Origin of the sequence: Chryseomicrobium imtechense, from assembly GCF_041475995.1 — a bacterium.
GTDB classification, from domain to species: Bacteria; Bacillota; Bacilli; order Bacillales_A; family Planococcaceae; genus Chryseomicrobium; species Chryseomicrobium aureum.
On sequence record NZ_JBGOBM010000009.1, the window covers coordinates 20,609 to 42,354 of the forward strand.

The following is a 21,746-nucleotide window of genomic DNA, read 5'->3' on the forward strand; positions in this document are numbered from 1 at the left end:
AATTTATGCATTGATAAAGTTGAGTGGAGTGAAGGGGCTGACTCCAGTGGGAGTAAAGTCGGAACGTGAGACCCCGCAGGAGCCTGCGACGAGGAGGCTCACGCCGCGCCCTCGGAAAGCAGCCCCTTAACGGAACTCAACTTGATACTGGCACAGGCTTTCGCAACGCAATCGGAAGCATAATCAAAAGTAATAACCCGGATACCAACCACAAAAAACTAATCGAAGAAGTAAATTGCAAGAACAGTCCCCCTGCAAAAGGACCTGTTAATGAGCCTACACTAAACGCAATTCCACAAAGTAAATTGCCTGTCGGCAGCAATGCCTTCGGAGTCAAATCTGTCATGTAAGCAATTCCTAAAGAAAACATGGAACCAACAAACAACCCTGCTACAAAGAATGAAATGATAATGGCTATGACGTATGTCTCGAACAAACCGCCGATAAAGAAGGCTGTCGCCCCTCCCGCCAATAAAATTACAAGCATCGGACGTCGACCAAAACGATCACTCAAAGCACCGAGTGGCAACTGACTTACAACGCCTCCGATTGAAAATGCCGCTAAGATGATGGAGACATTCGCCACTTCGATACCTTGTCTCAAACTATAGACCGGAAAAATTGCGTGAAGACTAGATTCTAAAAAGCCGTAACTTAATGGGGGCAGGAAAGCCACCCATGCAATGACAAATGAAGCTTTAAATCGTCCGGCGGAGGATAAAGACTTTGTCGTATAGGTTTCAGGGAAATCATTTTTTAAAAAGAACACAAACGACCATGCAATCAAACAAAGAACCGACGAAACAACAAACGGCAACCCTTCATGGATGGAGACAAGAGGAACTAGAAGGGGTCCTACTGCAAAACCTAAACCGAATGATAAACCATAAAGTGCAATATTCTTTCCTAATCGGTCTTTCGGAGACGTACTAGTAATCCATGTCTGAGTCGAAAAATGAAGAGCATGATCTCCAATACCAATTAACAAACGAAGGACAAACCAAAACAATACACTCTTCCACAAGGGGAAAAGTGCTAGAGAAATAATAACGAGTAGTCCACCAACTAAAATGATTGGTTTATACCCCCATTTTCGAAGTGGTGCCTCCATAAATGGAGAGACTAACAAAGTTCCGATATAAAGGCCTGTTGCACTCAAACCGTTTAATGTAGCATTCACTCCATCCTGTTCAAAGATGATGGAAATTAAGGGGAGTAACATCCCCTGTGAAAATCCGGATATGGCAACAATCAATACTAATATGTAAAAACGCTGGCGTGTTGTAATTGTCATAGATATAGCCTCTTTCTTTCTATTCACTTTCACCAGTCTAGCACGGAAATGCACACAACAAAAGACCTCGACAGTCTGCATCACTGTTGAGGTCTTTTATACGTCTTTAACTACCTTATTTTGTTTCATAACTGCATTTAACGGCTACTATCCAGCCGGTGAAATGTCTGAACCGCCTCCTAACGTTGTTGGTTTTCGACAGGTTCACTACGGCCTCCTTCCTAGTAGAGATTACAGTAACTTTATCACAAAGTAAAAGTTATGTAAATATTCAAAATAGATAAATTATTAAAACACTTCTATCCTCCTATCTTTTTCCCAACGATTCGGGTATAGTATAAGTGCTGAAGGAGGTGTCTCAGATGGGAAACCAAGTGACCAATCAAGAGCAACAAGTCCGCTATCTGAAGGACCGTCTCAATATGTTCTTACAAGTTCTTGACTCAATTGAGCCCGAATCGACAAAAGTAGAAGATATCGATCGCTTAATTCAAATGATGGATGATTTAGAACTAAAGATGGATCAATTCAAAAAAACACAAGAGTAGCTTAGCTACTCTTTTTTTCATGTTCACAGAAAGGTATACTTAAAGTAATACCTCATATAAGGGAGAATCAATTATGTACACTGAAAATCTTGAAAAAAGTATTTATACGTTAATCACAGAGACAAGTACGAACCTTCCAAAAGACGTCCGTCGTGCCATCGCTAAAGCGAAGAAAGCTGAAAACGCTGGAACACGTGCAGCAATGAGTTTAGATACAATTGCGAACAATATTCAAATGGCAGACGACAACGTCTCCCCTATCTGTCAAGATACTGGGTTACCAACTTTTAAAATCAAAACACCAATCGGGGTCAATCAACTAGAAATCAAAGCAGCAATCAAACGTGCAATCGCAGCGGCTACAAATGATGCGAAGCTTCGCCCAAACTCAGTCGACTCTCTAACTGGAGAAAATAGTGGAGACAACTTGGGTGCTGGTGTACCTGTGATGAAATTTGAACAATGGGAAAATGACTACATTGAAATGAAGCTCATCTTAAAGGGTGGCGGTTGTGAAAATAAGAACATCCAATACAGCCTACCTGCTGAACTCGAAGGCCTAGGCCGTGCAGGACGAGATTTAGATGGAATACGTAAATGTATCCTCCACTCTGTGTATCAAGCACAAGGACAAGGATGTTCTGCTGGCTTTATCGGTGTTGGAATTGGCGGAGATCGTTCGTCTGGATATGACCTTGCAAAAGAACAATTATTCCGTTCTGTTGAAGATGTAAATCCGGATGCCAAACTTGCTGAGCTAGAGGACTATATTGTTGAAAAAGCGAACACACTAGGTATCGGTACAATGGGCTTCGGCGGAGAAGCTACTTTGTTAGGATGTAAAATTGGGGTTATGCATCGTATTCCTGCAAGCTTCTATGTATCGGTAGCTTATAACTGTTGGGCGTATCGCCGTATGGCAATTGATATCTCTCCGGCAACTGGTGAAATTACTAACTGGCACTATCAGGACGGCGAGAAAATTGAATTTAAACAACAAGAAACTATTGAAGAAGAAGTGAAAGAAGTAGTGCGCTTAGAAGCACCTATTACTGAAGAGAAAATCCGCTCATTAAAAGTTGGTGACGTTGTCTCAATTTCAGGGCGTATGTACACAGGCCGCGATGCTATTCACCATCATTTAATGAGTCATGATGCACCCGTCGACCTTGACGGCCAAATCATTTATCACTGTGGCCCAGTGATGCAAAAAGATGCGGAAGGCAATTGGCACGTTCGTGCAGCTGGCCCTACTACGTCGATTCGTGAAGAACCTTATCAAGGAGACATCATGAAGAAATTTGGTATTCGTGCTGTCATTGGTAAAGGTGGTATGGGGCCTAAAACGCTAGCTGCCCTAGAAGAGCACGGCGGTGTTTATTTAAATGCAATTGGCGGAGCCGCTCAGTACTATGCGGATTGTATCAAAGGTGTAGACGGTGTCGACTTAATGGAATTTGGTATTCCTGAAGCCATGTGGCACTTACGTGTAGAGGAATTTACAGCTGTTGTTACAATGGACTCTCACGGAAACAGTCTTCATGCAGATGTCGATAAGTCATCATTAGAAAAACTAGCACTTCATAAAGAACGCGTATTTTAATTTAGGTGGGAGGGATTTTCAGAAATGAAGATCCCTTTTGTTGCATTTTCTCTTAATTAGAATTATTATAAAGTAATAATAATTTTAAGGACGGTGCGCATATGCTACATAGATTGTCTCCTCACATCGAATTAATCAATGCATTGGTTTCAGGCCTCTTGATTTTAACAGGATGGATATTATCAAGAAATGACTTGAACACGGCGTCCGTCATCGTGTTTCTTTTTGCGTTTGCGATTGGTGGTTACTTTAAAGCAAAAGAAGGAATTGAAAAAACCGTAAAGGATCGAAAACTAAATGTAGAACTGCTTATGATTTTGGCTGCAGTTGGATCTTCCATTATCGGGTATTGGGCAGAGGGAGCGATTTTAATCTTCATCTTCTCATTAAGTGGAGCTTTAGAGACGTACACAATGAATAAAAGTAAAAAAGAAATTGCCGCTCTTGTAAATATGCAACCAGATCAGGCATGGAAACTTGATGGATCGAATATCCCTCACCTAGTGGATGTAGACTCTTTACAATTAGGGGATCGCATACTCATCAAGCCCGGTGAAAAGATTCCAGCAGATGCAAAAGTTATTGATGGTGTGTCTTCAGTTGATGAGGCAGCTATCTCTGGTGAACCCATTCCTGTTACAAAACAAGTGGGCAGTGAAATCTTTTCCGGGACAGTGAATGGCAGTGGTGTATTGACTGCAGAAGTTATAAAAGAAAACGCAGATTCCCTTTTCCAAAAAATCATTGCGCTTGTTCAAGCTGCTCAAAACGAAAAGTCTCCTTCTCAACAGTTTATTGAGCGTTTTGAAGGGACATATGTAAAAGTAGTATTAATTACTGTTGGTTTCATGCTCTTCCTTCCTCACTACCTAGTTGGATGGGATTGGTCGACAACTTTTTATCGTGCCATGGTGCTTCTTGTAGTAGCATCCCCTTGTGCTGTTGTCGCTTCCATCATGCCAGCGACGTTGGCTTCTATTTCGAATGGTGCACGGAATGGAATATTAGTAAAAGGGGGTAGCCATTTAGAGAGTTTAACAAAACTCACTGCTATAGCATTTGATAAGACTGGTACACTCACTAGGGGAAAACCCGAAGTGACGGACTTCATTACACGACCCGATGTGGATGAGAAAAAAACGCTTCAAATTCTAGCATCCATTGAGGACAAATCTAATCATCCTCTAGCTGTAGCAATTACAAACTATGCAAAAAATCAAGGAGTCTCCCCTACTCTTCAGTTAGATGTCCAAGATGTCACAGGTTTTGGTATGAGTGGAGTAATGAATGGAGCGACCTATAAAGTGGGTAAACCCGATTTTGTAGGGCGTGAAGAAGCATTTTCTTTTGCAGGAAGAATTTCAGAGTCATTGGCGTCTGAAGGAAAGACTGTTACCTATATACGTGACGATCAAGGCATTTTAGCATTAATTGCATTAAAAGATCAGGTCAGACCTGAAGCAAAAGAAACTATTGCTCGACTTAAAAAGCTAGGGATCACCACAATTATGTTGACTGGCGATAATGCGAAAACTGCTGAAACGATTGCAAAAGAAGCAGGAATCGATGAATTTGTAGCAGAATGTTTACCTGAAACAAAAGTCACTGAATTGAAGAAATTAAAAGAGAAATATCCTTATGTGGGGATGGTTGGAGATGGAATCAATGACGCTCCAGCACTCGCAACCGCTACAACTGGTTTTGCGATGGGCGATGGAACTGATGTAGCATTAGAAACAGCAGATGTCGTGTTGATGAAAAATGAACTCACAAAACTCTCTTACTCTGTCGAACTCTCACGCAAAATGCAACGGATCGTAAAACAAAATTTAGCTTTCTCAATCGCTGTCATAGCTCTTTTAATTATTTCGAATTTCTTACAAATAGTAAACTTGCCACTAGGTGTAATTGGACATGAAGGGTCCACTATTTTAGTAATAGTAAATGGATTACGCATGTTAAAAAGTTTGTGAAATAAAAAAACAGCTAGTTCTCTAGGGTTAACCTGAGAGAGCTAGCTGTTTTTTTAGTCTATACTTGCTTAGCATCTAATCGTTCTCTTCTCTCTTGCATGACCGCGTTAATTTGTCCACCAATCATCAAAATCGTTCCTGAGAAGTAAAGCCACATCATCAGTACAATAATTGCACCTAAACTTCCATATGTAGCTGTATAATTTGCAAAATTACTAACATAGAAAGAAAATGCTAAAGATACGATGATCCATCCCACTGTGGCGAATAAACCACCTGGAATGACACTCTTTAAATACAGTTTTGCATTTGGGACAAGCCAGTAAAGAGCTGTCAGAACCAAGAAAATAATAAACGGAGGAATGATAAAGCGTATGCTATTCCACACGGTTAAGAACATGTCATCTAAGCCCAAAAACGAGAACAAAAATACCCCTATTTGTTCACCAAAAATCGGCAGAAGCAATGCAATAACGAATAACCCGATAATTAGAATCGTAAATAGTACTGAAAGTCCTCTTACAATGAAAAAGGGTCTAGATTCTTCTAAACCATATGATTTATTGAGTGATTTCATTATAGCATTGACACCATTGGAAGCAGACCAAATCGTTCCCAAAATACCGAGTGATAATAATCCACCATTCCGGTTTTGCAAAACCTCTGTTAACGTCCCTTCAAGTAACCCGTACACATCTGCTGGTGCATATTCCCTCAAAAACTGAAATAGTTGATCTTCTGGCAAATTTAAAAAAGGAAGTAGAGTAACCATAAAGATTAGTAAAGGAAATAATGAGAGTAAGAAAAAGAATGCTAGTTGTGCACCTAATGCTGTAACATCCGACCTTTGGATATGTTGAAGAAGATCTTGAAAAAATCCTTTTAACGTAGTCGGGTCATAGGTTTCTGTAGTTTTCTTTTCCTTATTCTTACCAAACTTCATAAAGGTTAATTTCTCTTTCCAGTCCGTTGCTCTTGATGAAGGTTCTTCATTGTTATTCTGATTTTTTGGAGTCTCCTCCATTTGCATCACATCCTCATGAATTAGCCATTCTTTTTTTCGTTTTCACCATACTTTTCAGCATATTCTGGAGTTTGTTGTTGCATATGTGGATCATGTGATGCTTCTTGTTCTTGTATTGCTTCATTTGATGCTTCAGAAATCATTTCTTTATATTCTTCTTTTGAAGAACTAAATGTATCTTTTGTTTCTGAAAATAACGTTTGAACTTGAGGGGCAATCTGCTTGACTTCATTTACTTGAGAAGAAAGATACTGTGCATCTTGAGATAATTTTTCGTATAGAGATTTGTAATGATTAATTTTCATTTCAATATCATGTTTTAAAATTTCACGATTTTCACTGTAGTATCGTGCTCTCTCCTGCGCAGATCGTGCACGAGTTTTCATAACTTCACGCGTTTGACGATCCAGTAAGCTAATAGCAGCTCCTGCTAATGCTCCAAATAAAATACCTTTAGAAAATTTACTTTGTCCCATTTAGAACGCCTCCAAAATCATTATTTATTTCATAATATAATCTATTATACCCTTAGACAAATTCAACGAAACGACTAGATTCAAAAAAATTGTCTTGACTAGAGTGCAGAATTTTATGAATATTAGTTATATGTACGGCATCTACTATATAGGAGGATAGTTGCTTTATTGAAAGATACAACAAAGGGGGATACATATGGACGCAATCTATGATGTTTTAGGTGCAATTTCTGACGTGGTTTGGGGACCACCATTGTTAATCTTAATTGTAGGTACAGGTATTTATTTAACATTTCGTTTAGGACTTTTACAAATTTTCATGTTACCTGCAGCATTGAAGCAAACTTTCTCTAAAAAGCACGATAAGACCGCTCAGGGAGATATCTCTCAATTCCAGGCGTTAACCACTGCACTTGCTGCTACTGTAGGTACAGGTAATATCGTAGGGGTTGCAACTGCAATCGTTCTTGGGGGACCTGGTGCTGTTTTTTGGATGTGGCTGTCAGCCGTATTCGGAATGGCGACAAAATATGGTGAAGCGGTACTCGCTGTAAAATACCGTGTGAAAGATGCCAATGGTGAAATGGCTGGAGGCCCGATGTACTACTTAGAACACGGGTTGAAGCAAAAATGGTTAGCTGTCCTATTCGCGATTTTCGGAGCTCTTGCAGCATTCGGTATCGGTAATGGTACACAATCGAACTCCGTTGCAAATGTTGTGAACAATACGTTTAACGTTCCAAACTGGGTAACCGGCCTTGTTCTAATGGTATTTGCGGCTTTAGTTATTATCGGCGGTATTAAATCCATCGGTAAAGTAACTTCTGTATTCGTACCAGTTATGGCTGTGTTCTATGTATTTAGTGGGCTTTTGATTATGATTCTTAATGTTACGGAAGTTCCAGGTGCTGTTATGACAATCATCGAAATGGCATTCTCGACTGAGGCTGCTGCAGGTGGTGCTATCGGTGCTGCAATCCGTTACGGGGTAGCTCGCGGTGTCTTCTCAAATGAAGCTGGACTAGGATCTGCTCCGATTGCGGCTGCCGCTGCTAAGACAGACTTACCTGGTCGTCAAGGTTTAATCTCGATGACGCAAGTATTCTTTGATACAATCATCATCTGTTCAATCACGGGTATCACAATCGTTATGTCTGGTCTTTACACAACTACGGATCAAGCTGGTGCTGGAACACTTACATCTAATGCATTTGGTTATTTCTTAGGTGATGTTGGACCAATCATTGTTGCAATTGGTTTGATTTTCTTTGCATCTTCTACAATTTTAGGATGGGCGTATTATGGAGAGAAGTGTTTCCAATACTTATTTAAAAATCCATCATTACTAATTGTTTACCGTTTGTTGTTTATAGCAATGGTATTTGTAGGATCTGTCATTTCTCTAGATTTGATTTGGACGTTCTCTGACGTTGCAAACGGGATGATGGCGATTCCTAACTTAATCGGTTTACTCGGATTATCTGGAGTAATTGCCTATGAGACGAAGTTAATTCGTGAAAAATTAAAAGAAGAAAAAGCACAGGCTTAGTCTATTGACAACCATCTCATAGCGTGGAATGATAGATGGATGAACGAGAAAGGCGGTACAGTATGGATCTCACTCAACCATCTAAAGAAAACATCACGTATATGATCAATGCAATCAAAGATAAGCTACGAATGGTCAATGTGGATGCAATGAAAGCTGAAGATTTTACAGCCTCTGAATATGAGGACTTGTGTTATCTTTATGAAATGGTTTCAAAGCGTGACTCATTCAGTCCAAGTGAAATGCAAGCAATCGCTTCAGAGCTTGGAAATTTACGAAACTAAAAACAGGCGCCCTCAAGAGGGCTGCCTGTTTTTTAGTTAGTGCTATAGGCCTTTGCGATTTCTGCACCAACACGCGCATTGTTCATAACAAGAGCGATATTAGCTTCTAAAGATTTTCCTTCTGTTAACTCTTTCACTTTGCCAAGCAGGAATGGTGTTACATCTTTCCCTTTCACTCCTTGTGCTTCTGCTTGTTGGAGCGCATCTTCAATGATCGCTGTAATTTCCTTTTCATCTAATGATGACTCATCCGGAATCGGATTTGCAATCACTGCTCCACCTTGTAGTCCCATTCCCCACTTCATTTTGAGCATTTCCGCTACTTGTTCTGGAGAATCGACACGAAAGTTTGATTTGAACTGGCTAGTCGCTGAATAGAAAGCCGGGAATGCATCCGTTCCGTACCCGACTACTGGTACACCTTTTGTTTCTAGGTACTCAAGAGTTAAACCAATGTCTAAGATTGATTTTGCACCTGCACAAATGACCGCTACATTCGTTTGCGCTAGCTCTTCAAGGTCCGCTGAAATATCCATTGTCGTTTCGGCTCCACGGTGAACCCCGCCAATACCACCAGTAACAAATACTTGAATACCCGCAAGTTCTGCACAAATCATTGTTGTTGCAACTGTTGTTGCGCCAATTTCTTTTTCCGATAATACATAAGCTAAATCACGACGTGATGTTTTTCGTACATTCTGACTTGTTGCAAGAAGCTCTAAGTCTTCATCTGTTAAACCAATTTTAATGCGTCCGTCCATTAGTGCAATTGTTGCAGGCACTGCTCCGTTTTCACGGATGACTTGCTCCACTTCTTTGGCCATCTTTACGTTTTCCGGGTACGGCATACCGTGCGAAATAATTGTGGACTCTAGAGCGACTACTGCTTTACCGCTTTCTAATGCCTCTTTGACCTCTTGTGTGTAATCTACTAAATGCTTCATTTTAATTCCTCCATTTCTTTTATTAAACCTTCTTCTGTGAGTTCTGGTCGTACTGTGTAATTTGACTCTAACGTCTTTGTTGCATTTAACAGCCCTGCTTTTAATGCCGGTTCTATCGTTCCAGTTTTGAGCCAACAATGCAATGTAGCCGCGACAAATGAATCTCCTGCCCCAGTAACATCTACAACCTGCTTAGGCTTCATCGCAGACATTTTCTCTACTTTATCGTTTTCTGAGTAAGAAATACCGTTCTCTCCGTTGGTGATGACTGTTTTACGAATGCCGCGCTCTTGAAGTACTTGATGGGCTTTTTTGAGAGACTTTTGATCATTTATTTGAAGACTTGTAACGAGTTCTGCTTCCCCATGATTGCAGATTAACCACTCTACACCCGATAAATCCTCCGGTAGATTTTTCATCTTTGGTCCAGAGACTGGAACGATGGCAACCGGAACTTTATATCGCTTGGCTAAGTGAAGCAATGTCGTAATAGAATCTTTTTCAATATTCAAGTCGATTACAATAAGACTGGCATTTGGGAACAGGTTTTCATTCTGTAAAATCCACTCCGGTGTAATGGACTTATAAATTTCCATATCGGCAAGTGCAAGTTGCATCTCCCCTTGTTGATCAAGTATCGCTGTATAGGTTCCTGTTCGTTCATTTTCACTCTGAAGACAATAGTGCATGTCTGCCCACTGGGCGGTCTTCTCACGAAGGAATTCAAACTCTAAATCTTTTCCAGCTGCACTCAATAGTTTAACTTCATGGCCAAGTCTCCCTAAGTTCTCCGCTATATTGCGCGCTACTCCTCCAGCCGTCTGATAACTAGTAACAGGGTTTGAAGTATGAAAGACGAGTTGATCTTTGACAATCATTTTTCTATCGATGTTCATACCACCAAAAACTAAAATCGAATTCGTTTCCGCCAGTACATAGGCACGTCCCTTGATGGCACCACTTTTTGTTAATCCGGAAATTAAATTTGCTATAGATGGCCTAGACAAGTGAAGTTTTTCTGCAAGTTCTACTTGACTGGCATAAGGATTAGTTCGAATTAAATCGAGTAACTGAAGTTCTTTTTCTGTATACATGATTTCACCACCCTTTTAAACATTTGTTTATATAATAAACTATTGTTTAAAAAATAGCAAGCGTTGTCATTGTTTAATTAAATTAAATCTAGACCGTTGCACAGATTCCCTTTAACCTGCTATTCTTAAACTAGTCTTGAATTTAAGGAGGAACATCATGTCATTTGATAAATTACTTGAAAATTATGCAGCACTCGCTGTTGAGATCGGTGTGAATATTCAACCTGGTCAATATCTTTACATTGCAGCTTCTACAGATACGCTGGAGTTCACGCGTGCTGTAACAAAAAAGGCTTACGAAGTAGGGGCAAAACAAGTCTTTGTTGACCTTTCTGATGATCAATTGGCACGTATACGCTACGAACATGCTCCAGCAGACTCTTTCGACTTCTTCCCTGAGTGGAAAGTTATGGAGCGTGAACAACTCGCAGAAAAAGGCGCTGCATTCATGAACATCGTTTCGCAAAGTCCCGATTTATTAAAAGGAATTGACTCAACAAAGATCGCGACTTTCCAAAAGACAGCTGGTAAGGCCCTTTCAAACTATCGTCAGTATGTCCAATCTGATAAAATCAGCTGGACAGTGATTGCCGCTCCATCACAAGGCTGGGCAGCTAAAGTATTCCCAGATGCACCTTCAGAAAAGCAAGTGGATTTATTATGGGAAGCCATATTTAAAGCCGTACGTGCAGATCAAGCAGACCCGGTTCAAGCATGGGCAGATCATGATAAGACGCTTCATGAAAAAGTCGACTATCTGAACAATAAGAAGTATAAATCGCTTCATTACACTGCACCAGGAACGGATTTAACAATTGATCTACCTACTGGTCACTTATGGGCAGGAGCAAGTAGCACAAATGAAAAAGGCGAAAGCTTTATGGCTAATATGCCTACAGAAGAAGTTTTTACTGTGCCACATAAAGACGGTGTGAATGGCTTTGTGTCGAGTACGAAACCACTCAGCTATGGTGGAAATATTATAGATGACTTCAAGCTGACATTTGAAAATGGCCGTATTACGCAAGTAGAGGCAAAAGAAGGAGAAGAGGTACTGAAAAAACTAGTTGAAACTGACGAAGGCTCTCATCGCCTAGGTGAAGTCGCACTAGTCCCACACGATTCACCGATTTCAAACTCGAACATTCTCTTCTACAACACATTGTTTGATGAAAATGCATCGAACCATTTAGCAATCGGTTCAGCGTATGCTTTCTGTTTAGAAGGCGGAAAAACTATGTCGCAAGAAGAATTGGCAGAGCACGGTCTAAATGAGAGTATTACACATGTTGACTTTATGATCGGTTCAGACGAAATGGCGATTGATGGCATCCTTGAAGACGGAACAAAAGAAGCGATTTTCCGTAAAGGAAATTGGGCATTTTAATCTGTTCACATTTGTGACCTACCTTTTTGATCTAAAATCATGTATACTACATGTAGAATCTCAGAAGAGGTGAAAAACCATGGGTCTATTTTTAGCAACGGTTTTTGGTTTTCTAACTGTCATGGGTATCGCGGGTTCTGTAATGATGTATTACTTTAATACAGCAATGGATTCGCACGATGCAGAGAAAATCGATCCACGTCCAGAGCATTACTAAAAGAGCTGATTTTTCAGCTCTTTTTTTCATGTCATGAACTTACTTTTCATTTACAATTGCGTAACAAAACATTTACGGAACTATGAATTTCCACTCCTAATGCCTTACATTTTAAGCTCTAGGTATGTCTTTTCTCCTCTTTTTTATCGCAACCATTGAAACACTCCATTATTTGCCAAGTGAACTAACCCTCCCCTTCTTATATAATAGGAACGTCTTAGAAAGAGGAGGATGTCACTATGTTCCAAAACATTCAAATTGGTATTGATCTAGGTACTGCCAATACGTTAGTTTATTCAAATACAAAAGGTATTATATTAAATGAGCCTACAGTAGTAGCGATAGATAAAAACACGGGTTCGATAGTTGCGTTTGGAGAACAAGCCAAAAAAATGATTGGTAAAACACCCAAGTCTATTGAAATTATTCGTCCTTTACGTGAAGGTGTGATTGCTGATTTTGAACGAACGACTCAATTATTGAAACTCATTATGGAGCAAGCGAGTAAGAAACTCGGAACCGCTTTACGAAAACCTACCGTTGCAATCTGCACTCCATCTGGAGCTACTTCAGTTGAACGTCGTGCAATTGAAGATGCAGCGCGTCAAAGCGGTGCCAAAGAAGTATATTTAGTAGAAGAGCCTGTTGCCGCTGCAATTGGATCCGACCTTCCAGTTCACGAACCTGTCGCAAGTATGATCGTGGATATCGGTGGTGGAACAACAGAAGTTGGCATCATCTCATTTGGTGGAGTGGTTGCATCCAATACTACAAAAGCTGCGGGAGACAGTATGAATGAAGCCATTATCATGTACGTACGCAAACAGTACAACATCTTAATCGGTGAGCCAACTGCAGAAGAAATTAAACATGAGATTGGCCATGCACTCGTGCCTCATGAAGTAGAGCAATTAACTGTTACAGGTCGTGATGTCGTTACAGGCCTTCCTAAATCCGTCACTTTGTCTTCTGATGAAATCCAAGAAGTGTTGCGGGAATCTCTGGAGACTATCCTTGAAGCAATCCGTGCTACATTAGAAGTATGTCCTCCTGAACTCTCAGGTGATATCGTAGATCACGGTGTCGTCTTGACAGGTGGAGGCGCACTATTAAAAGACATCAGTGAGTGGTTGAGTACTGTTATCGATGTGCCTGTGAATTTGGCACCAGAGCCTTTACATGCAGTTGTCATTGGTACAGGTAAAACGGTTATGCCTAAATTTAAGCGCGTAAAAGCTGCAAAATAATTCGCCAAACACTCCTTTCTTCTAGTATACTAATGATGAAGAAGGGAGTGTTTTTTTATGTCTAATTTACACGAAATTTTAGCTTATAATGAAAGCTTCGTTCGCAACAAAGAGTATGAACCTTATGCAACAACGAAATTCCCGAACAAAAAAATGGTGATTCTTTCCTGTATGGATACTCGCTTAGTTGAGCTTTTACCAAAATCACTGAATATCCAAAATGGAGACGTGAAAATTGTTAAAAGTGCAGGTGCTATCATCAATCACCCATTCGGCGGTATTATGCGTAGTTTATTAGTAGCTGTGTATGCCCTTCAAGCAGAGGAAATCTTTGTAATTGGTCACCATGATTGCGGGATGGCTTCTGTAGATCCGAATGCAATGATTGATTCAATGATAGGTCGTGGTGTAGATGCCTCTACAGTCGATATTTTAACCAATGCTGGTGTCAATGTACATGAATGGTTAGAAGGCTTCGACAATGTTGCGGATAGTGTGCAACACAGTGTGGATATGATTAAAAACCATCCACTTTTAATACCAACAATCAAAGTCCATGGCTTGATTATTGATCCTGCGACAGGCAAATTAGACCTTGTCCATGACGGAACAAAAGACTAATCAAAAAGACTCGTCACGTGGACGAGTCTTTTTGTTTTGCATAGTGTCGTGCTTGAAAATCTGTTTTCGTCTGAGCAAATAATAAATGATCCATCCAATTGCCGTTGATATAGAGCAGTTGATTGAGATATCCCTCTTCATAAAAGCCCGTTTTCTTTAACAAATGGACAGACGGCTCATTGTATGGAGATACATATGCTTCGACTCGGTTTAGCTGAACCTGACTAAACGCAAACTCTGAGACCAATTGAATGGCTTCTTGAGCATAGCCTTTACCAATCTCTTGTTGATCAATCGCATAGCCAATCATTCCGCTTAGAAAAGGCATTCTTTTGATACTATACAAAGAAATGGTCCCCACAAGCTTGAAGGTGTCTTTCGTGTAAATGCCAAAGCTGTATTCGCGTTGCTCCTTCATTAACTTTAGGGTTTCTCGTATCTTTTCCCGTTGAATGATGGCTGTATAATACGAGTCTCTATGGACAGGTTCAAATCGGCCCCAGTAGTCTTTGTTGTCTCGAACAAGCTGAGCGAGAATTGCTGCATCACTTAATTGAAACGTCTTACAGATACAGCGCTGTCCATCTAATCGAATCATCTACATTCCTCCTGTTACACGAGGCTTAAGAATTCCTCAACATCTGCGTGACAAAGAGCGATGCCTTTTGCCCAGAAGTCTTTTTTCGTGATATCTTCATTTAAATGCTTTTTCGCTAAATCTTCAACCGACATGATTGCTGTATCACGAAGTAAAGCAATATACTTTTCTTCAAATGAAGAACCTTCTTCTTTTGCTTTTGCATAAATGGAAAGGCTGAATAAGTATCCAAACGTATACGGGAAGTTGTAGAATGGTACACCTGTAATGTAAAAATGCAACTTCGATGCCCAGAAGTGTGGGTGCGTATCTGCAAGTGCCCCTGCATAAGCCTCTTGTTGGGCTTCTGCCATCAGTTCATTCAAACGGCTACTTGCTACAATCCCTTTTTTACGCTCTTCATAGAAACGTGTTTCAAATAGGAAGCGCGAATGAATATTCATGAAGAATGCGACACTACGTTGAATTTTGTCTTCAAGCAGAGCTGCTTTCTCTTCTTTTGAAGTCGCTTCTGCAACAGCCGCATCTGCAACAATCATTTCAGCAAACGTGGATGCCGTCTCTGCTACACCCATAGCGTATTGACGATTCAACCAATGAACTGGTCGCAATGCATACGAATGGAAAGCGTGACCGAGTTCATGGGCAAGTGTCGATACATTCGACATCGAACCGCTATATGTCATAAAGATACGTGACTCTTGTGATACAGGCATCCCTGTACAAAAACCACCCGGACGTTTGTTGTCACGGTCTTCTGCTTCAATCCAGCCATTTTCAAATGCATGGCGAGAAAATGACTCAAGCTCAGGACCAAATTGTTTAAAATGCTTAAGAATGAACTCAGCACCTTGTTGATAATCCATAGTTTTTGCAGATTCACCAATCGGCGCATCCATATCATGCCAATGGATTTTTTCAGTACCCAAAAGTTTTGCTTTTTTCGTTAAATACTTTACGAAAGGTTCTTTTCCGTCTGTAATCGCGCCCCACATTGCGTCTAACGTTTCCTGACTCATGCGATTGATTGAAAGCGGCTCATCTAGCACATCATTCCAACCGCGTTTTTTGTAAACAGCTAGACGGTAACCAGCTAAATGATTCAATGTTTTAGCAAAGAATTCTTCTTTTTCTTCAAATGCTTTTTCTAAAGCTTCTTTTACTGCTTTACGAACTTCTGGATTTTCATGAGAGTATAGATTGCTTGCTTGCCCAATTGAAAGCTTCTTTTCAACACCTTCTACTGTGACAGCAACCTTCATGTCAGCAATTAGTAGATCATAAAGCTGACCCCATCCTTGATACCCATCGACGCCTAAAGAAGTGATCAGTGCCTCTTCTTCTTGCGATAATTTTTTTGCCGCTTTTTCACGCCATTCATTTAAAATAAATTCGAATTCGTTTAATTCTTCAGAAGCTATAAGTTCTGTCCAAACCGATTCATCTGTTTTAGACCACTTCTGTTGTATCGTCATCAGGATTGTGCCAAGACGAGCACCTAAGCTACTAACCTGCCCTTGTAATAATGCTGCTTTTTTGTCAGTTGTATCTTGGGCTAAGAAACAACCAATCGTCGCTCCTGCTTCTGATAAGTTCGTTGCAACATCTTTCAGTTGTTCGATGATATCACGCATTGCTTTAGATTCAGAAGCCGATTGCGGAGTTTCTAGACTAGCGAGCTGTGATTCAAACGCTTCAATCTTAGCCTCAACTTGCTCTAAATGGCTTGCTAATTGTGGAGAATCTGATCCTCCTGGAAAAAATGTGTCAAGATCCCATACAAGTGGGTATGTAGTTACTGTCATAGTTATTCCCCTTTCATTTCGTCTCCCTAAGTATATCATGAAAGGCTTTAATTTTCTCAACATTTCAATCATTCTTACTTGTTCACAAAGGGTTCAATTCTAATTTCCAAGTAACACCTGTATACTAGTAACTAGAAAAAGGAGGGATTATTATTTTAAAGCTTATTTTAATGGGACTCGGTCTCGCTGCAACAATTGCGATAAATGCGCTTGCGAATATCCTTCCAATCAACGGTCAAACTACTGGTGAGATTTCAAACCGACTTCCGGTCCTATTTACACCCGCAGGTTATGTATTTTCTATCTGGAGCGTAATTTACATTCTGTTAGTGATTTGGATTGGTTACCAAGTCGTACTACGAAAAAGAGGCACTGAGCCTAGCTGGAAACGGACTGGTCTGTTCTTGGCTAGTTGTGTATTTAATTGTGCATGGATTTTGACATGGCATTATGAATACTTTTTAGTGACCCTTGTCATGATGGTAGGTCTAGTAACTGTATTGGCGCTGTTATACGTGACATATCCAAGAAAAGGATCTGACTGGAAAGAGCGTGGTCCGCTATCAGTGTATTTAGGATGGGTGAATGTAGCTCTTGTAGCCAATATTTCTTACGTGTTGACGTACTATGAATGGAACGGTTTTGGACTATCTGACCAATTATGGACAGTATTTGTGCTGACTTTCGCCACAGCATTAGCTCTGCATTTCCGCTATCACTACTATGACCGAATTATGCAGTTGGTGTTCATTTGGGCGTTTATTGGCATCGCCGTAAGATTAGGTTTTGATGAGTTGCTCGTATCTGCTGCTGCTTTGTTTTTAAGTGCGGTCTTAGTGGCAGGAATTTTCTATCTGAATAAACCGCTTAGAAAGCCTTAAGCTCATGTTAATAGAAGTTGAGACAAACTGATTCGTATAAAGAAATAGTTGAAATCTCAAAATTGAAAAGTGGGTAGGGGTGACTCCAGCGGGATTTAAAGCGGAAGCTGAGACCTTCGCTCAGCCCGCGCCCGCGGAACGCTTCCCCTACACACCCAACACCATAAAAAAAGGAGTTACTCAATTTATGAGAAACTCCTTTTCTTTATCATTTTTTCTCAATCAAGCTTTGTTAAGATGAGTGGCGCATCTTTTGTTACCACAATCGTATGCTCGACTTGAGCTACTAATGATCGATCAGGTGTGACAAATGTCCAGCCGTCTCCAAGTTCCATGATGGACTCTGCTTTTTGAGAGATAAATGGTTCAACTGCTAATACCATTCCCTCTTTTAATATTGTTGGCTCCCATGCATCATAATAGTTCAAAATGTGTTGGGGCGCCTCGTGCAACGAGCGACCTACGCCATGACCTGTCAAGTTCATAATGACTGTAAGACCGTTTGATTTTGCTTCACGTTCAACAGCCTTACCGATTTGGTTCAACTTTGCGCCAGCTTTCACTTTCAACATTGCACGATCAAATGCTTGTTGTGCCACATCGATTAACTTTTGCTTTTCTTCATCGGCTTGTCCAAGGACAAAAGAAATTCCTGTATCCGCATAAAATCCATCACACTTACCAGAAACATCTATGTTCACAAGGTCACCTTCTTGTAAAATGCGACTTCCCGGAATACCATGAGCAACCTCTTCATTGACACTAATGCATGTATGTCCTGGAAAATCATACTCTGCAATCGGTGCCGAGACAGCGCCTTTTTCTTCAAAAAGCTTTGCACCGATTTCATCTAATTCTTTTGTCGTCATCCCTGGTTTCGCAGCGTCCTTCATCGTGTCACGAATCTCTGCAACAATGCGACTTATCTTTTTCAATCCTTCTAACTCTTGTGGTGTTTGAATAATCATGTGTTCGAACCCTTTCTTCTTTGACTACCTGCTATCATAGCACATTTTATACCGATTGAGGCATTACAAGGCGCGGTGCTTTTACAAGTAGTACTGTACAAATGAAAGCAGCAAAGACGAGAACAACACTCATGTATGTTGCATTATAGATTAAAGAATATAAGACGACATTTTGATCCCCTGCAAACTCTCCAAAAAAGAAAATCCCACTAAGTACATGCACAATATACCGTAATACTGCAGCAAGAATAGAACCCAATAGTACCGCCCGGACCATGCCACTTTGCTTATTTTGTTGATATGCACGTAAAAAAGCGGGTCGGAATAGGCCTGCGAAACCTGCTACCATGAAAGCCAAGAAGTAATCCATAAACACTTGAATAATGACGATTTCAAAACTAAGTGGCGCAAAGTAGACATTTCCAGTTGCGAGTTGCAACAACCCGATTAATAAACCTGTGATCAGTCCCGCTAAAACTCCTCTTCTGAAAGCAATCAAAATGATTGGGACCAATACAAATGTAACACTTCCCCCTTGCGGCATTCCAAATCCAATTCTGTCCAAAACAAATCCAAGGGCAGCCAATAAAGCAATTTCAATCATGATGATGATTTTTTGATTTCTCATGAATTTCTCCATTTCCTGTTACCTTACCTGCAAGAATGGGTAAACAATAAAAAAATGACCTCTGGACAGAGCCAGACGTCATAAACATCAGTTTCTATCCACATCCCTACGCAAGTATGAACTTCCAGGTTCGAAGGGTACTGTCTCAGCCGCTAAGCGACGCCCCTTGTGGTAACAATTATTTAGTTGCCCTCATTCTACTTTATTACGAACAATTAATCAACTGACCTGAAAGGATGATTGAAATGATTGATTTAGTCCAGGATTTAATTCGCATACCAAGTGATACGCAAGAGGGTGCAAATAGCGCTCTTGAGTTTTCAGCAAAATGGTTAGAAGACCATGGTGTAGAAGTGACTATTTTAGAAAATGAAGGCTATAAAATGTTGGTTGCTGAGCTTGGACAAGGCGATGAAACGATTATTTGGAATGGACATTTAGATATTGTTCCAGGAAAAAAAGAACAATTTGAACCGTATATAGAAGGCGACAAGATTTTCGGACGCGGCTCTGCAGATATGAAAGGTGGCTGTGCTGCCATGATGGCTGCATTTGTGGGTATTTCAAAGCACGCAGATCGTTTAACGAAAAAAGTCCAACTCCATTTAGTGACAGATGAAGAAACGGGTGGCTCGAAAACATCAAAATACCTCGTGCAGCAAGGCTACACTGGTGATTTTGTGGTCTGTGGTGAACCAACGTTCTTAAAAATCGGCTTACAGGCAAAAGGTATTTCTCAATTTTTCATTACATTCCACGGCAAAGGGGCGCACGGCTCTCGTCCTTGGGAAGGAGATAATGCCATTTTACAATCCCACCGATTCCACCAATTGCTTCTCGAGCAAGAATGGACAAAGGAGAGTTCGGAATTTTATGAGCACTCTTCCATCAATTTAGCACGAATTCAGGCGGGAGATCGATTTAATATGGTTCCGGATACGTGTGAAGTTGGTTATGACATTCGTTTTATTCCTGGACAAACTGTCGAATTTGTAGAAGAGCAATTAACGGCTATTTTGACAGAGCATTTTCCTAATGCAGAGATTCGACGCAGAGGAATTTCGCCTGCTGTCACAACTAAACGTGAAGACCCTCGCGTAATGCAGTTAGTAGACATCATGAAGGATGAGACAGAAATCATGGGTCAACATGGTTCTGCTGACACAAGACATTACGCCGTAACTGGTGCCGGTGCTATTGAGTTTGGTCCTGCTGGTGGCGATTGGCACGGTCCTGGTGAGTATGTTTCCATTGCTTCTATGGAACGTTATCGAGATATCTTGATGGAATTCGCTTACTATACTGGCGTGGCTGAACAGGTTTAATGAGTGTAATGCTGGGGTATTTTATCAGTAACATGATATTCATTAGGAGAGATGACAATGAGAAAGTCTAATTTATTGAAATCAGCAATTAAGTGGGCACCTATAGTGTACCCAATTGTAAGAAAGTTTTTAAATTCACGTAAGGCAACTAAAAAGTAGTAATTTTTATAAAAAGCATTTAAAAAGTACCTTCTCTTTAACAATAAAAGAGAGGGTACTTTTTTTAGTTGAGGCGAGTTGAGTGGAGTTCCGGGGCTGCTTTCCGAGGGCGCGGCGTGAGCCTCCCTCGTCGCAGGCTCCTGCGGGGTCTCACGTTCCGACTTTAATCCCACTGGAGTCAACCCCTACACGCCCCTCAACTTAGAAAATTTGCTATCAAAATTTTTATTAGATATACGGGATGATCTCTGCAAGTGCAAGGCCGTGCGGTGTGTGTGCACGAGCTTGGTCTCTTGATTCTTCCTCGGATTGTTGTTCTTGAGCAGCTTGAATTTCCTCAAAACTTAAAGGATTTGGTTGCGGCATTTCAAATGGTGAGACAGTCAAGTTTGGATTGACCGTGTCAAAAAAACTGTTTGCGATTTGACGATACCCTTCTTGCGTTGGATGCACATCCGCTGGGTTTGGAACGAAACTCTTTAAGTCAGTATTCATTCGGTCTTCCACTGATACGAATGTTGCACCGTTTGCTTGTGCGGTTTGCTCTAAGATTTGGTTGAGTCGATTTAATTCTTTGGCTGTTCCCTGCTTTTGAAACTCCGCAACATGTGGATACGCAAAATAATACCCTACTACATAGACTTCTGCGTTCGGTGCTACAGTTTCAAGGTCTTGAAGCAGTCCTTCGAGTGACTTGCGTGCTTGATTGAGCGCAAAATTCGCTTGTTGCTGTTGGTAAGAAAGGGTGCCTAGTTCTGGATTTGCGGTCACGATTCGTAGTAAATCATTCGCACCTGCTGAAATCGTAATGAGTGTAGCGGAAGCTAATAACTCCTGCGCTTCATCAGATTGAATCGATTCACGCACTTGTTCAGTCGTGAATCCTGGAAATGCTAGGTCTTTTGAAAATGCCAGCAACTGCCCATTGCGCGCTAACTCTGCAGCAATAAGATCCGTATATCCTTGATCTATTTCTCGATTTGGCGTTTGACCTGCTGCTATTGAATCACCAAGTGCTACATAGATTGTTTGAGCACTTGCAAATGCCGGAAGTGATACAGATAGAACAAGCACTGAGACAATAGAAACTATCCATTTCTTCATATGCGTTTCTCCCTTCA

The 21,746-nt window shown here is 40.7% G+C and carries 22 protein-coding genes and 1 riboswitch; of the genes, 12 read left to right on the forward strand and 10 right to left on the reverse strand.

Annotated features, from left to right (window positions below):
• Positions 1 to 136: 136 nt before the first annotated feature.
• Positions 137 to 1,294 (reverse strand): MFS transporter, encoded by a 1,158-nt coding sequence (locus AB5N96_RS09610; RefSeq protein ID WP_392455940.1) that lies wholly within the window; start codon positions 1,292 to 1,294, stop codon positions 137 to 139.
• 362 nt (positions 1,295 to 1,656) lie between these two features.
• Between AB5N96_RS09610 and AB5N96_RS09615 the strand changes: the two genes are divergently transcribed.
• The 3 genes from AB5N96_RS09615 to AB5N96_RS09625 all read left to right on the forward strand — a co-directional run bounded on the left by AB5N96_RS09615 (position 1,657) and on the right by AB5N96_RS09625 (position 5,418).
• On the forward strand, positions 1,657 to 1,842 hold the full coding sequence (locus AB5N96_RS09615; protein WP_204591288.1) for an SE1561 family protein: 186 nt from the start codon (positions 1,657 to 1,659) through the stop codon (positions 1,840 to 1,842).
• Between the two features lie 73 nt (positions 1,843 to 1,915).
• Positions 1,916 to 3,445 carry a fumarate hydratase gene (locus AB5N96_RS09620; protein ID WP_204591286.1) on the forward strand — a complete coding sequence of 510 codons (1,530 nt, stop codon included), beginning with the start codon at positions 1,916 to 1,918 and terminating at the stop codon, positions 3,443 to 3,445.
• A gap of 101 nt (positions 3,446 to 3,546) precedes the next feature.
• Positions 3,547 to 5,418: a heavy metal translocating P-type ATPase gene (locus AB5N96_RS09625; RefSeq protein WP_204591284.1), complete on the forward strand. Its 1,872-nt coding sequence runs from the start codon at positions 3,547 to 3,549 to the stop codon at positions 5,416 to 5,418.
• A gap of 58 nt (positions 5,419 to 5,476) precedes the next feature.
• Here the strand turns inward: AB5N96_RS09625 and AB5N96_RS09630 are convergent, their stop codons facing one another.
• Both AB5N96_RS09630 and AB5N96_RS09635 read right to left on the reverse strand, forming a co-directional pair.
• The gene (locus AB5N96_RS09630; RefSeq protein ID WP_204591282.1) at positions 5,477 to 6,442 is read right to left on the reverse strand and encodes a YihY/virulence factor BrkB family protein; all 966 of its coding nucleotides are present in this window, start codon (positions 6,440 to 6,442) and stop codon (positions 5,477 to 5,479) included.
• Between the two features lie 20 nt (positions 6,443 to 6,462).
• Positions 6,463 to 6,918 carry a YtxH domain-containing protein gene (locus AB5N96_RS09635; RefSeq protein WP_204591280.1) on the reverse strand — a complete coding sequence of 152 codons (456 nt, stop codon included), beginning with the start codon at positions 6,916 to 6,918 and terminating at the stop codon, positions 6,463 to 6,465.
• Between the two features lie 196 nt (positions 6,919 to 7,114).
• Between AB5N96_RS09635 and AB5N96_RS09640 the strand changes: the two genes are divergently transcribed.
• Positions 7,115 to 8,467 carry an alanine/glycine:cation symporter family protein gene (locus tag AB5N96_RS09640; RefSeq protein ID WP_204591278.1) on the forward strand — a complete coding sequence of 451 codons (1,353 nt, stop codon included), beginning with the start codon at positions 7,115 to 7,117 and terminating at the stop codon, positions 8,465 to 8,467.
• A 62-nt stretch (positions 8,468 to 8,529) separates the two neighbouring features.
• The gene (locus AB5N96_RS09645; RefSeq protein WP_204591276.1) at positions 8,530 to 8,751 is read left to right on the forward strand and encodes a DUF1128 domain-containing protein; all 222 of its coding nucleotides are present in this window, start codon (positions 8,530 to 8,532) and stop codon (positions 8,749 to 8,751) included.
• A gap of 32 nt (positions 8,752 to 8,783) precedes the next feature.
• Here the strand turns inward: AB5N96_RS09645 and AB5N96_RS09650 are convergent, their stop codons facing one another.
• On the reverse strand, positions 8,784 to 9,695 hold the full coding sequence (locus AB5N96_RS09650; RefSeq protein ID WP_499705382.1) for a pseudouridine-5'-phosphate glycosidase: 912 nt from the start codon (positions 9,693 to 9,695) through the stop codon (positions 8,784 to 8,786).
• A complete protein-coding gene (locus tag AB5N96_RS09655; protein WP_204591274.1) occupies positions 9,692 to 10,789 on the reverse strand; it encodes a PfkB family carbohydrate kinase in 1,098 nt (365 codons plus the stop codon). The genes AB5N96_RS09650 and AB5N96_RS09655 overlap by 4 nt, the downstream gene beginning before the upstream one ends.
• Before the next feature lie 157 nt (positions 10,790 to 10,946).
• Between AB5N96_RS09655 and AB5N96_RS09660 the strand changes: the two genes are divergently transcribed.
• From AB5N96_RS09660 to AB5N96_RS09675, 4 genes are all read left to right on the forward strand, one after another.
• Entirely contained in the window at positions 10,947 to 12,176 is a 1,230-nt protein-coding gene (locus AB5N96_RS09660; protein ID WP_499705383.1) for an aminopeptidase, read from the forward strand.
• Between the two features lie 79 nt (positions 12,177 to 12,255).
• Positions 12,256 to 12,393, forward strand: coding sequence for a hypothetical protein (locus tag AB5N96_RS09665; RefSeq protein WP_204591273.1), 138 nt, complete (start codon positions 12,256 to 12,258; stop codon positions 12,391 to 12,393).
• Positions 12,394 to 12,632: 239 nt separating this feature from the next.
• Positions 12,633 to 13,640 (forward strand): rod-share determining protein MreBH, encoded by a 1,008-nt coding sequence (gene mreBH / locus AB5N96_RS09670; protein WP_499705384.1) that lies wholly within the window; start codon positions 12,633 to 12,635, stop codon positions 13,638 to 13,640.
• A 57-nt stretch (positions 13,641 to 13,697) separates the two neighbouring features.
• Entirely contained in the window at positions 13,698 to 14,261 is a 564-nt protein-coding gene (locus AB5N96_RS09675; protein ID WP_204591271.1) for a beta-class carbonic anhydrase, read from the forward strand.
• Positions 14,262 to 14,274: 13 nt separating this feature from the next.
• Here the strand turns inward: AB5N96_RS09675 and AB5N96_RS09680 are convergent, their stop codons facing one another.
• Together AB5N96_RS09680 and AB5N96_RS09685 are read right to left on the reverse strand one after the other, a co-directional pair.
• On the reverse strand, positions 14,275 to 14,859 hold the full coding sequence (locus AB5N96_RS09680) for a GNAT family N-acetyltransferase (protein ID WP_204591269.1): 585 nt from the start codon (positions 14,857 to 14,859) through the stop codon (positions 14,275 to 14,277).
• A 14-nt stretch (positions 14,860 to 14,873) separates the two neighbouring features.
• Positions 14,874 to 16,664 carry a M3 family oligoendopeptidase gene (locus AB5N96_RS09685; protein WP_499705385.1) on the reverse strand — a complete coding sequence of 597 codons (1,791 nt, stop codon included), beginning with the start codon at positions 16,662 to 16,664 and terminating at the stop codon, positions 14,874 to 14,876.
• Between the two features lie 170 nt (positions 16,665 to 16,834).
• Between AB5N96_RS09685 and AB5N96_RS09690 the strand changes: the two genes are divergently transcribed.
• The gene (locus AB5N96_RS09690) at positions 16,835 to 17,545 is read left to right on the forward strand and encodes a TspO/MBR family protein (protein WP_499705387.1); all 711 of its coding nucleotides are present in this window, start codon (positions 16,835 to 16,837) and stop codon (positions 17,543 to 17,545) included.
• A 218-nt stretch (positions 17,546 to 17,763) separates the two neighbouring features.
• Here AB5N96_RS09690 and map read toward each other — a convergent pair whose 3' ends face one another.
• A complete protein-coding gene (gene map / locus AB5N96_RS09695) occupies positions 17,764 to 18,513 on the reverse strand; it encodes a type I methionyl aminopeptidase (RefSeq protein WP_204591265.1) in 750 nt (249 codons plus the stop codon).
• A gap of 46 nt (positions 18,514 to 18,559) precedes the next feature.
• Positions 18,560 to 19,141, reverse strand: coding sequence for an energy-coupled thiamine transporter ThiT (thiT, locus tag AB5N96_RS09700; protein ID WP_204591264.1), 582 nt, complete (start codon positions 19,139 to 19,141; stop codon positions 18,560 to 18,562).
• An 86-nt stretch (positions 19,142 to 19,227) separates the two neighbouring features.
• A riboswitch (TPP riboswitch) is annotated at positions 19,228 to 19,318 on the reverse strand.
• A 68-nt stretch (positions 19,319 to 19,386) separates the two neighbouring features.
• Here thiT and AB5N96_RS09705 point away from each other — a divergent pair.
• Both AB5N96_RS09705 and yxzF read left to right on the forward strand, forming a co-directional pair.
• The gene (locus AB5N96_RS09705; protein ID WP_499705388.1) at positions 19,387 to 20,466 is read left to right on the forward strand and encodes a M20 family metallopeptidase; all 1,080 of its coding nucleotides are present in this window, start codon (positions 19,387 to 19,389) and stop codon (positions 20,464 to 20,466) included.
• A gap of 57 nt (positions 20,467 to 20,523) precedes the next feature.
• Positions 20,524 to 20,625 carry a small protein YxzF gene (gene yxzF, locus AB5N96_RS09710; RefSeq protein WP_499705389.1) on the forward strand — a complete coding sequence of 34 codons (102 nt, stop codon included), beginning with the start codon at positions 20,524 to 20,526 and terminating at the stop codon, positions 20,623 to 20,625.
• Between the two features lie 228 nt (positions 20,626 to 20,853).
• Here the strand turns inward: yxzF and AB5N96_RS09715 are convergent, their stop codons facing one another.
• Positions 20,854 to 21,729: an SGNH/GDSL hydrolase family protein gene (locus AB5N96_RS09715; protein ID WP_499705390.1), complete on the reverse strand. Its 876-nt coding sequence runs from the start codon at positions 21,727 to 21,729 to the stop codon at positions 20,854 to 20,856.
• Between the last annotated feature and the right edge of the window lie 17 nt (positions 21,730 to 21,746).